Here is a 12,840-nt window from a genome sequence, read left to right as displayed (position 1 = left end):
AAGCTATACCTCATATAGATTAAACACAAGTTGGAACGAGGGTGTTGACCTATGAATGATTTGATCAAAATAATGCTTGTGGATGATGAGCCGCTAGCTTTGGAAAACGTAGAAGAGATGGTACCATGGCTGGAATACGGCTTCGAAATATCAGCACGAGCTACAAGTGGGAAGATGGCACTGAGGCTCTTCGAGCAGTATCGGCCGGATATCGTCATTACAGATATATCAATGTCCCCGATGGACGGACTTGAGCTTGGCAAGCGCATATATGCAATTAGCCCGGCAACGCGAATTGTATTTCTGACTGCTTACCGTGATTTTGATTACGCTAGGCAGGCTATTGAGATGCGAGCCGCTTATTATCTGCTCAAGCATGAAATTAGCCGTAATCGACTGCTTGAACAATTACTAATATTGCGCAGCGAGATCGAGGTAGATAAGCAGGAGAAGCGCTCCATCAACAGGCAGCAGATTAAAGCACTCCTTTCCGGAAACAGACTGGAGGGAGGTTATGGAGCAGATGGATTTCCTGCAGATTCAGCTGCTGCCGAGCAGTTGGTGACCGGCGGACAAGCCGCCATTCTTTATTTCGAGAAGAAGCCAGTCATGCAGATGGAAGGTTCCCGGAGCGCAGGGAGAAGCGGCGAACCAGAATGGTGGGAAGCGTTGGGAGGTCTATTGCAGAAGGAGTTCGAGCAGCTTCAGCAGGTATTTGTCATGGAAATGGATAACGCCGGCTACGTTGCTATGCTTAAGCTTACTTCGCCTAACAGCGCACTCATTCTACAGTACACGCTTCAGCAAATCTCGCTGTCACTTCACCGGATTATTCAGCATGAGCTGGGGTGGACGACCAAAATAATGATCGCTACGATTTCATCAAGAGAGCAGATTCATCAGCAATATACGTCGATGCTTCAGGCTTATGATTATTCGTTCTTTCTACCGGATCGGACGACATTTCTGTTCGACCATGTGCAGGCGGCAGCCAAAACGCGACAAGCACAGCCTGTGGATCTTGCAATTGCAGAAGCTGACGGGTATGAGCTTGAACAATTCTCGTCCTTAAAGCGCAATCTACTCGTAATTGTAGAACGTTCTGACTTGAGTGCCCTCCGAGCAACAGTTAGGATGGCTGCAGAACGATGGATTGTAAAGGATAGTGCCATTACAGGACAAATCGTATTAGGCGATAACGCGCGCGACATCGTTCTGGAACTTTACCGGTTAGCAGAAGAGAGGCATGATGAGAGACGCCGCAATGATTGTTATTCCAGATGGGTGCTGAAAGCGATGGATTATGTGAAGCAGCATTATGCCGATCCTGATCTAGCTCTGGAAATGGTAGCCGAGCATTTGCAGATTAGCGCTGTCCATCTGCGGACGACGTTCAAGAAGGAGACTGGACAGTCGCTGCTCGACTTCACAACAGCGCTGCGTATGATGGAAGCGAAAAAGCTGCTTGCAGTAGGTGAATTGAAAATTTATGAAGTATCGCAGCGAGTAGGCTACAATACAAGCCAATATTTCAGCCAAGTGTTCAAAAAAAATACGGGGCTCCATCCTAAGGAGTTCACAGGATCAGAGGCAAATCGATGAAAGTGCGTCGAATACGAAACAAAATCATGGGCAGTGTCATTCTTATTGTCACCTTCTCAATTACGTTGATTAGCGTTCTTGCGCTGGAGCGGTTTTCTTCTATTCTGGAAGCACAGGCGATGAAGGAAAATGTTGTTCTACTCAATCAGACAGCTGACCGAATGGATCAGTTTATCGAGGACGTACAGCTATATTCCGCTAATATGGTCAACGATGAGGTGCTCCAGCAGTTTGTAAGAACGAAGCAGTATCATTCGGTGTTTGATGAAATTCAAGCTTATCACAACGTGGTTGTACAGCTTACGAAGTTTAATGTGCTGCGTAATTATTTGGCAAGCTCTGCCATTATCCGTCCCGATGGTAAGGTATTCTGGTCATCGCTTTACGTTGATCCATATTTTGAGCGTGAGCTTAGCAAGGGTTGGTTTCAGAATGCCATTAATACTGGCAAAAAAAGCGGATTTACCGAGCCGCATGTGCTTCTCGACAACAAGGCCCAGAAGGTTATTAGTTTTTTTATACGCTTTGACCCAGCGATTGGCGGCGTGCTGCTGCTCAACATTAAATTCGAGGCGATCAGTGGATTGCTTGACGCACTGCAGCCGTCCTTTGATCGATATGCGTGGAGCCGCAGCGACGGGGCATGGCTTCTTAATCATCAGATGCCGGAAGATTTGAATACAGAAGCTTCTTCGAGTGCATTGACTCATGCCGTTGTCCATAAAACGAGGGATGGCTATTATTTGACGCGTTCCTTCCACAAAACCGATTGGTCGGTGGTCACCTTCACTTCCAAAGGACGATTTTATCGTCTCCTCGTGTACGTTGTTCAATACTGGGCCATCTTTCTAGCACTCTGCCTTACCTTGTGTGCCCTAATGTTTTTACCGATTATTTCGAATATTACCCGGCCCATTTCTCAAATGTCCAAAGCAATGAAGCAGGTTTCGATGGGCAACTACAACATTCAATTAAAGTTTCGCAGTAATGACGAGCTTGAGGTGCTCAGAACTGGATTCCAGACGATGGTAAAAGATATTGAGACACAGATGGAGGAGCGGGTCGAACAGGAGAAGACCAAAAGAAGGATGTCAACGGAGCTGCTGTTCGCCCAAATGAATCCACATTTTATTTACAACACGCTAAACACGGTCGTATATTTATCGCGTAAAAATAACCAGCAAGCGGTGGAGGAAATGGTGGAGTCCTTTATCGGAATTTTGCATGATGCGGTGAAGCTGGGCGAGAAAGGGCTTTACGTCACGGTTTCGCAGGAGCGGGTGCTCATTGATCATTACACCAAAATCCAAAAGTATCGTTATGCAGATCGGTTTAATCTGGTATGGCGGACAGGGGCAGGACTGGAAGATCAGCTTATTCCTAAGAGCGTGCTTCAGCCGCTAATTGAAAACGCCATCTTTCACGGCTTTGCGGAGAGGGAGACGTCCGGCCTGATTGAAGTGAACATCGAAGAGCAGGACAGCCGAATCCTATTGACTGTCAAGGATGACGGGATGGGCATCGAGCCAGAGATTGTAGAGCAAATTAATACGGGTACATTGCCTAATACAAGTAGGCATTCCGGCGGAATGAAGCATATTGGGATGGCGAACATACGCGAACGGCTGACCTATTTGTATGGTGATTCGGCATGGTTCGAAGTTGATTCGCGTGAGGGAGAGGGAACGAGCATACGGATAACACTCCCGTTAAAGCCAGAGATTACAGATTGAAAGCGTATAAAAAACGCTATCCGATTTTTAACAAAACTATCGGATTGTCACATTGTTGTGTTTTTGTCGCGACGGTATAGTTCATATAGTACCAGCGAACGCTTTAAGGGCAACCCCGAGACGGTGTTCATAAGTACGACAATTGATAAGGGGGACTACTGAATGATGAAGAAAACGCGTACAAAGAAAACAGCGGGCGTAATGCTAAGTGTAATGATCTCGCTCGTTCTCGTTTTATCCGCCTGCTCGAGCGGTAACAACAAGCCTGCTGAACCAGGCGCAGGCAACAACGGTGAGAGCAGCAATGCGGCCGAGAACGGAAATTTGGTCATTTGGGGATGGGATAAGAGCAATCATGATACATTGATGGTCGAATTCAACAAAAATCACCCGAATGTGAAGGTTGAGTACGTTGAAGTTTCGGCTAAAGATTATTTGAAAAAAATCCAAACCTCACTGGCATCGGGCTCCGATTTGCCGGACATCATCTTCGCGGAAGCGGCGCAGCGCGGCGCGATTTACGCACTGAATGTGATGGAAGACATCGGCGCAGCGCCATACAGCTTCGACAGCAGTCTGCTGCTTGATTTCGAAATACCGCTGCTTTCGAACAGCAAAGGCCAGCTGGTTGCTCTTGATACTCAAGTGTCGCCAGGGGCATTAGCTTACAAGCGTGATCTGGCAAAGCAATATCTGGGTACGGATGATTCAGATACAATCTCGGCAATGTTCACCGATTGGGACGCATTCCTAGCTAAAGGCAAAGAAGTGTACGACAAGAGCGGGGGCAAGGTTACGATGTTCGCCAGTTTGATGGATGCTTACACGATATTCATTAATCAGCAGACGACTCCGCTTGTTGAAGGCACAACAATTAATAAAGAAGTTGTTACTAATCTGTTTACTCAGTTGCAGAAGGTACGCGATTTGAACAATGAAGGCAAGCTGAGCATGTGGTCGCCTTCATGGAGCGCTTCTTACTCGCAAAGCAACGTTATTTTCTATCCAGCAGCCAACTGGTCACCGCAGTTCGTGATCAAGCCTAACGACAAGAGCAGTGACGGCAATTGGGGCCTTGCTGTTCCACCGCTTGGAGGCTTCAGCTATGGTGGTACGTCAATGGGGATCTGGAAAGACAGCAAGCAGAAAGAGGCAGCATGGACGTATCTGAAGGGTACGTATGGTTCTGAGGAAGGTGCAGAAATTAGCTTTGCTTCATCTAAAGCCATTCTGCCGCTTAAAGCAAGCTTTGAAGATACATCTAAGCTGCTATCTGGAGCAGACTCCTTCTTCGGAGGCATGGATGTGAATCAGTTCTGGATTGAGAAGGTATTCCCTAGCATTAAAGCGGTGCCTGTAACGAAGTACGATCAGGACATCTATACGGCTTCCGAAATCGCGTTGCAAACAATGGCGCAAGATTCCAAATTTGATGCAGTTACAGCGGTACAGAAGTGGACAGAAGAGTTGCAAAAGAACCATTCCGAGCTTGAACTGAAATAGTCATGATTTGATAAAAAGAGACGGCGGTCGGTGACCAGTTCACGGACCGCCGTTTTGGATAGGAAGTGCATACTGATGGCAAAACTAGCCGGTCTTAACCGGAAAAATAAATGGCCGTATCTGTTTATTACCCCTTACTTTCTGTTTTATGCGGTATTTAGCCTATTCCCGATCGTATTCACGCTCTATTTGAGCTTTACCGATTGGGATTTGTTCGGCAACCGCAACTTTATCGGCTTAGATAATTATAAGCAATTATTTTTCAATGATAAATTTTTCTGGAAATCGATGTTTAATGTTATTCTCTTCATTGCCTGTTATTTGCCTGCACTTGTGTTGATTGGCATGCTGCTCGCGAGTCTGATTGAAAGCAAATTGATTAAGCGGAAAACATTTTTCAGGCTAAGCTTTTTCAGCGCTTATATGACAACTCCAGTCGCGATCGGTATTATTTTTGCTCTTCTGTTCGATTGGCAGGGCGGCTTTGTCAACAATCTCTTTATAGAGCTGGGCTGGATTTCGGAGAAAATCAACTGGCTGGGCGATTCGACATCAGCTCGCTGGATCGTCATTATGATGGTCTTCTGGAAAAACCTAGGTTATTTTCTCATGTTCTATTCGGCTGGAATGGCTAGTATTGATAATTCGGTGTATGAGGCTGCTCAGATAGACGGGGCTTCGCCGAAGGATGTATTCCTGCGCATTACGATTCCGCTGCTTAAACCGATTAACCTGTTTCTCATCGTGACGACTATTATCGGCGGTTTGCAGATGGTTGAGGAACCGATGCTGCTCTACAGCGGCTGGGCTTCCGGCACTTCAATGGTCGGTGGACCTGATGGCTCCGTATTCACACCAATCTGGTACATGTTCGATGCTTCCTTTAACGGCTCGTCATTCAAGTATGGCAAAGGCGCTGCCATCGCCTATTCGACGTTCCTGTTTATTGCGTTATTCTCACTTGTGGGTATGAAATGGCTGAACCGGGATGGTGATTCGAAATGAGGCTGCAAAAGCTGCTGCTCTACGTCGTACTTGTACTAGCATCGCTTGTTTTTCTATTCCCGTTCTACATGATGTTAACGATGGGAACTTATTATTCAGAGGATTTGTTCAAAACGCTTCCGATTCTGCCAAGCAGCTATTTGCTGGAAAATTTGAAAACAGTCGTAAGCCCATCGTTCCTGCTTAACTACTGGAACAGCTTCTACGTCGCCGTATTGTTTACTGCAGCATCCGTTGGCGTATGTGCCATGACAGGTTTTGCCTTCGCCAAATACGAGTTCCGTGGGAAAGGCTTTTTATACGGGTTCATCTTGCTGACGATGATGATTCCTGGACAGCTTGGCTTGATCGCATTCGTAATGGAGATGAAATGGTTTCATTTGAACAACACGCATGCACCGCTTATTATTTCGGGGCTTAACAATGCATTCGGTGTGTTCTTCATGACCCAGTTCATGCGTTCATCGGTACCGACAGAGGTCATCGAGAGTGCACGGATTGACGGCTGCACCGAGCCGCGCATCTTTGGTTCAATTGTCATACCGTTTCTGATGCCGGCGATAAGCACGCTTGGACTGATCTGCTTCTTGGGCTCATGGAACAACTATCTGCTGCCGCTTGTTACGATCAATCGCCCGGAGCTGTACACGCTCCCACTGGGTATTGCGAATTTATCAACTCAGTACCGAACAGATTATTCGGCCAGTATTCTAGGACTTACGCTCGGTACGCTGCCGCTTATCATTCTGTTTCTGTTCGGCTCCAAGACGCTGGTGCGCGGCTTGACTGGTGGGGCTGTCAAAGGCTGATCCAACTTCTACTCACAAATAAGAAGCCCCTTCCTTGCTCCCGATACGGGACGTAGGAAGGGGCTTCTTGTTAATCTAATTGGTTACTTTTTCGATGCAAACGCAGCTGTACTAGGTACAATTAAACCAAGATTACGAATAATGAGCTGGCTCTCATCATTGAGGCCAATGAAGGAAACCTGCTTGTTTAATTGTTCGTATTTGTTCTTTACTTTGATGATGGCTGTTACAGCCGATTGGTCCCAGACATGAGAATGACTGAAGTCGATTGTAATCTGTTCAGGATCATTCTGGTAATCAAATAAGGAAACAAAGCGGCTAGTCGTTCCGAAAAAAAGCTGTCCCGTGACATTGTACGTACGCGGTCCTATTATATCAGCCGACTTGGAGATACGTATTTTGGCCATTTTACCAACGAAGACGAAGGCGCTTAGGACAACCCCTGCAAACACGCCTTTCGATAAATCATGCGTCATTAAAACGATAATAACCGTTATGAGCATAATGGCAGCGTCCGCTCTAGGTACCTTATGGATTTCTACAACGGATTTCCAATCAAAGGTGCTGATGGAAACCATGATCATAACACCAACGAGTGCGGCCATCGGAATTTGATTGACGATATCGCTGAGCACCATAATCAGAAAAAACAAAAAAGCGCCGGCAGTGAAGGTGGACAACCTCGTGCGACCACCTGACTTCGTATTGATGACGGATTGTCCAATTAAGGCGCAGCCAGCCATACCACCGAAAAACCCTGTCGCAATATTAGCGATGCCTTGACCGCGTACTTCTTTATTTTTGTTGCTGGTTGTATCGGTCATCTCATCGAGTACGGAAGCCGTAAGCAGAGATTCCAGCAATCCAACGACAGCAAGCGAGAAGGAATAGGGTAATATAATCCATAATGTTTCTAAGGAGAACAACACATCAGGGATGTGAAAAATTGGCAGCGTGCTTTCGACCAAGCCACGATCACCTACGGTTTTGAGATCGGCTCCGATCGCCACGGCGATCAGCGAAACAATAATGATCGCAGCTAATGGCGAAGGGATCACTTTGGTGAATTTAGGCAGGACATAAATGATGACCAATGTTAGAGCAACCAAGGCATACATCATCCAGCTTGCACCGACGAAATGTACGAGTTGAGTGGTGAAGATGAGAATCCCAAGCGCATTAACGAAGCCGAGCATGACCGAATGCGGCACAAATTGAATAAGCTGTCCGAGCTTTAGCACACCCATTAAGTACTGTAATACTCCTGCGAGAATAGTTGCGGCGAACAAATATTCAATCCCGTGATCCTTCACGAGAGATACCATGAGCAGAGCCATTGCACCTGTTGCTGCGGAGATCATGCCAGGTCTGCCCCCTACGATCGAGATGATGACGGCAATACAGAATGAGGCGTACAGCCCAACCATAGGTCCCACACCTACCATCAGTGAAAAGGAGATGGATTCGGGTATCAGAGCGAGTGCGACGGTTATGCCAGCAAGAAGATCGCCGCGCACATTGGAGAACCAAGATTTTTTAATTGAAGTAAGCAAAACAAATAAACCTCCCATTCTAAAACGATTCCATGCATTTAATTTCAAGCATTCGCTTCATTGACTTTTCACTCTCAGAAAAGTCGGGCCGATGCACACTGAGCGTAATTATACAACAAACGAACATTGACAATCTAGATCCAACAAATGATTTAAGCGCTTACATCGAAGTGAATCGCGTGAATGCGCTAGAATTCTCTGTTATGCTACTCAATCAAAATAAAAACCCATCGCATCACTGCGACAGGTTATTTGATTGATAATGGTCCTACATTGGACGTTCTATTTGGTTTTTCTGCTGTTTGTTTTTCACATATTTATAAACAATAAATGCTAACAGAATAGCTGCCAAGCCATAGATGATCCATAGCCCGTATTTGTAAATGTGATCGGCAAGATCTTGTACTTGATCGCCAACAAAGGAGCCAATAACGAAATAAATGAGCGTCCATACGAATGCGGATGGATAAGCAAACAAGGCAAAGCGCTTGAAAGGCATTCTGTTCATTCCCATTACATATGGAGTCACATGTCTCAGAAACGGAAGACAAAGACTAAGGCCGATTGCATAGCCGCCATATCGTTCACTAAGCTGTTCGGCCTTCTCTACAAATTTGCCGATGTTTTTTTTGCTGCTGAACCAATTCGATAATTTGCTTCCGGCAAATCTAACGATGCTGTATCCGAAAGTCATAGCTGAGCATATGCCCAGACATGTCATGATGAAAGCGGGTATGGGCATTAAAAGACCGGAATCTGATAGTGCCCCGCCTGTCATCACTACGGCTTCATTCGGAATAGGTAAACCGATAAGGCCGAGGCACAAGACGAGAAACAGAGCGAAATATCCGATTTCATCAATAATAGTTAACAATAAATCATACATTTTACAACATCCTAACCTACCAAAAATTAGAATAATCTTTAAATCACTTCAAGTATGTTAACATATCTTCAGTCGATTGAATACCATTCATACGCAAGCCTAGTTGAAAGGATTCAAATTTAACCATTTCGTAACTAATTGCTTTTGTAGAGCGGATACAATAAGAGAATAGGTTTTACTTAGATGAAGGGGCTGCTATTCTCATGTTTGATTTCCAACAAAAGGTAGAGGCGTTAAGGCGATATGAATCTCATTGTTATACCTTATGCCTGACTATACTAATAGATGAACATGCAGCTTGTAAAGTTGCAGAGAGCGCATTATGCAAACTATTCGCAGCGGTTGATTTTTGGAGTAAACCAGAAGCGGAGCGAGTTGTGTATTTGCTGCGTCTTTGCACGCAAGAATGTTTGCAATGGAAAGGCATGGCGTTGACAAAAACTTCCTAATCGGAATAAAAGCGTTGATCTTTCTAGCCTGCAGTGATCATAATAGAAGTGATTCTATACTTAGAGTAACTCATTGCTTCTTGCGTATGAAGGAAAGGATGAATAATGAACGCTAATCAGACTCGTAAAAAAGTGACAATTGCCTTGTTTGTTGCGACCTTCCTCGCGGCGATTGAAGGAACGATTGTAAGTACGGCAATGCCCAGCATAACGGGAGAACTGGAAGGGATCCGGCAGTATAGCTGGATCATCTCGATTTATTTGCTCGCGACCGTCATTACAACCCCGATATACGGCAAGTTGTCTGATTTATATGGCCGCAAAAAAATGTTTATCGTAGGTGCATTGATATTTCTGGCAGGCTCCATGCTATCCGGTGTTGCCCAAACGATGAATCAGCTTATTTGGTTTCGCGCCCTGCAGGGTTTAGGAGCGGGAGCACTGACAACAATCCCTTATACGATTATAGCAGATCTTTACCCGTTCGAGCAGCGGGCTAAGGTGCAAGGCTGGATGTCGAGCATTTGGGGGATTGCAGGGATCTCGGGTCCGCTATTCGGAGGCTTGTTGGTCGATTACATTTCTTGGCGAGCGATATTTTATATGAATCTTCCGTTTGGCATCGCTGCTATTTACTTGCTGGCAACCTCTCTTATGGAAACGCTGGAGAAGAAGAAACGACACATTGATTATGCTGGTATTATAACCTTCACAATCGGGATGTTCAGCTTCCTCTATGTGATGACGCTTATTCGAGATGAGGAAGGCGGTGGTACAAGCGCAATCGGAATTATTATTGGATTGTTTGCTGTTTCTGTTCTATTCTTCGCATGGTTTGCTCGGATCGAAAGACATTCGCCTGAACCAATTATTCCATTCCAGCTCTTCCGGAACCGAGTAATCAGTATGGCGAATTTGGATAGTTTCTTATTATGTGTAATCAATGTTGTCGTTATTTTTTATTTGCCGCTATGGATTCAAGGAGTTTATGGTAAGCCTGCGACCTATTCAGGACTGGCAATGATTCCGCTATCTGTTGCATGGCCGCTTGGCTCAATATTAGCAGGCAATTGGATCACTCGAAAAGGCCTTCGCTTTATTGCAGTCGCAGGCTCTTGTTTCTTGCTTGCTGGCAGCATTGGGTTTGCGACGATGACGGCGACAACTCCCCTTGCTTTGTTTGTTCCTTACACGTTTCTTGCGGGTCTATCGTTCGGGCTGTCGCTCACATCGTTGACAGTAGCTGTATCATCGGCTGTAGGCTGGGAGCTGCGAGGCTCAGCTGTTGCAAGCAATAACTTTATCCGGACACTAGGTCAAACAATAGGCATTACGATATTCGGTTTATTGCTCCATACCGGGAGTGCAGGCCAAATCGAACCGAACGTTCTGGCAGAAAGCTTGCACACAATCTTTGTTGGAGTCGCTGCATTATCTGTGCTCGTCGTGATTGTGTCATTAAGTATGCCCGTGCTCAAGCATGCTGAACAGCAACAAAGAAATGTCTCATAAGGAAGTGTGGAAAGCCAGCGAATGAAAGTGATTCGCTGGCTTTTTTTTGAAACATAGGAAATAGTATGATTTCGCCATGCTTTCTCTATATTTCTCCGAATGAAGCGCGCCGCGCCGTTAAAGGACGGCGACAGCCCTTTCACCATGGGACAGAGTAAAGCACCTAAATAGTGATGTTATAGATTAGTTAGGTATAAGTGTAATTCGTGTCTATATTTCAATATACGTCTTGCTTAAAGGTCGTTTCTGCATTATGATGTTAGTTAATCTCACACCGTGAAAATAGAAGTCCATAAGTGTTATGGGTTGGTCAGAACGGAAATTCGCTGGAACTAAAGAAATCTGAATTTTTGCACTATTTATATTTTTATTGATTTTGGATTCGATCGTTCTTGCGAGCGTTGCTGAATAAACTAATCCGTAGCAGTGAAATGGGCTTTTAGGGGGAATAGAACATGACAACTATTTTAATTCAGAACGCCGTCGTAATGACCATGAACGAGCAAGGCGACATCTTCACTGGGGATGTATTAATAGAAGGAAATCGAATCGTTCAATTGAGAGATCGGATTAATGAGGTGCAAGCAGAACGTATTATCAACGCAGAAGGAAAAGTGCTGCTCCCAGGCTTCGTCCAAACGCATATCCATCTTTGCCAAACTTTATTTCGTGGGAGAGCGGATGATTTATCATTAATTGAGTGGTTGAAAGAGAAAATTTGGCCGCTTGAGGCTGCACACAGTGAGGATTCCGTTTATTACTCTGCCATGCTCGGCATAGGTGAGCTCATCCGCAGCGGCACCACAACGATTCTTGATATGGAAACCGTTCATCATACAGAAGCAGCTTTTCAAGCGATCAAAGAGAGCGGCATTCGAGCGTTATCGGGGAAGGTCATGATGGATCATGGTACGGAAGTACCGATTGCTCTCCAAGAAAACACGCAAAAGTCGCTGCAGGACAGCGTAGATCTTCTAGAGAAATGGCATGGTGCGGAAAATGGGAGAATCCAATATGCCTTCTGTCCACGATTCGTTGTTTCGTGCACAGAGGAGCTGCTCATTGGTGTTAGGGATCTTTCAGCAAAGTACGGTGTGATGGTGCATACACATGCTTCGGAGAATGCCGGCGAAATTGCGATGGTTGAAGCGGAGCGAGGCATGCGCAATGTTGTCTATTTGGATCATATCGGACTGGCAAAGTCTAACCTGATATTGGCTCACAGCATTTGGCTCGATGACGAAGAGAAACAAATCATTCGTGACAGAGGGGTGAAGGTTACACACTGCCCGGGCTCGAATATGAAGCTGGCTTCTGGAATCGCAGAGATCCCGCTCCTGCTGGAGCAAGGAATAGATGTCGGGATCGGCGCGGACGGCGCTGCTTGCAACAACAATTTGGATATGTTCCAAGAAATGCGGTTAACAGCATATATGCAGAAGGTTAAGCATGGTCCTACGATTATGAATGCCAAAACGGTACTCCGAATGGCAACGATGGGCGGGGCGAAGGTGCTGGGGCTGGAGAATAGCATCGGCAGCATTGAAGTGGGGAAGCTGGCTGACTTGCAGCTGCTTGATTTGGAAGATTTCCACGTTTATCCGTCATTCGATGCAGATTGGTATTCAAGAGTCGTCTATGCTGCTACAAGAGGCGATGTTGATACGGTGCTCATTGACGGGCAAATCGTGATGGAGAATAAGCTCGTTCGAACAGTGGATAAAAAGATTGTCTTGAAGGAAGCTGATCAAGCTTTGAAAAGATTAATTACACGCCTATAGGCATGGA

The 12,840-nt window shown here is 45.6% G+C and carries 9 protein-coding genes; 7 read left to right on the top strand and 2 right to left on the bottom strand.

All coding sequences use genetic code 11. The features are described from left to right. Positions 1-51 precede the first annotated feature (51 nt). From FGT79_RS03955 to FGT79_RS03935, 5 genes are all read left to right on the top strand, one after another. A complete protein-coding gene (locus FGT79_RS03955) occupies positions 52-1,602 on the top strand; it encodes a response regulator transcription factor (protein ID WP_138751466.1) in 1,551 nt (516 codons plus the stop codon). Continuing rightward, a complete protein-coding gene (locus FGT79_RS03950; RefSeq protein ID WP_138751465.1) occupies positions 1,599-3,335 on the top strand; it encodes a cache domain-containing sensor histidine kinase in 1,737 nt (578 codons plus the stop codon). Before FGT79_RS03955 ends, FGT79_RS03950 begins: the two co-directional genes overlap by 4 nt. A gap of 162 nt (positions 3,336-3,497) precedes the next feature. After that, entirely contained in the window at positions 3,498-4,838 is a 1,341-nt protein-coding gene (locus FGT79_RS03945) for an ABC transporter substrate-binding protein (RefSeq protein WP_138751464.1), read from the top strand. 75 nt (positions 4,839-4,913) lie between these two features. Next, positions 4,914-5,843, top strand: a complete 930-nt coding sequence (locus FGT79_RS03940) for a carbohydrate ABC transporter permease (RefSeq protein WP_138751463.1) — start codon at positions 4,914-4,916, stop codon at positions 5,841-5,843. Beyond that, positions 5,840-6,652, top strand: a complete 813-nt coding sequence (locus FGT79_RS03935; RefSeq protein WP_138751462.1) for a carbohydrate ABC transporter permease — start codon at positions 5,840-5,842, stop codon at positions 6,650-6,652. The genes FGT79_RS03940 and FGT79_RS03935 overlap by 4 nt, the downstream gene beginning before the upstream one ends. An 83-nt stretch (positions 6,653-6,735) precedes the next feature. Here the strand turns inward: FGT79_RS03935 and FGT79_RS03930 are convergent, their stop codons facing one another. Further along, a complete protein-coding gene (locus tag FGT79_RS03930; RefSeq protein ID WP_138751461.1) occupies positions 6,736-8,205 on the bottom strand; it encodes a SulP family inorganic anion transporter in 1,470 nt (489 codons plus the stop codon). Positions 8,206-8,473: 268 nt separating this feature from the next. Continuing rightward, positions 8,474-9,091, bottom strand: coding sequence for a DedA family protein (locus FGT79_RS03925; protein ID WP_138751460.1), 618 nt, complete (start codon positions 9,089-9,091; stop codon positions 8,474-8,476). Between the two features lie 554 nt (positions 9,092-9,645). Here FGT79_RS03925 and FGT79_RS03920 point away from each other — a divergent pair. Further along, positions 9,646-11,052, top strand: coding sequence for an MDR family MFS transporter (locus FGT79_RS03920; protein WP_138751459.1), 1,407 nt, complete (start codon positions 9,646-9,648; stop codon positions 11,050-11,052). 455 nt (positions 11,053-11,507) lie between these two features. Further along, a complete protein-coding gene (locus FGT79_RS03915) occupies positions 11,508-12,833 on the top strand; it encodes a 5'-deoxyadenosine deaminase (RefSeq protein WP_138751458.1) in 1,326 nt (441 codons plus the stop codon). Positions 12,834-12,840 lie beyond the last annotated feature (7 nt).

This window comes from Paenibacillus sinopodophylli, assembly GCF_005930355.1.
Lineage (GTDB): Bacteria > Bacillota > Bacilli > Paenibacillales > Paenibacillaceae > Pristimantibacillus > Pristimantibacillus sinopodophylli.
This window is presented reverse-complemented; position numbering and strand designations above follow the sequence as displayed.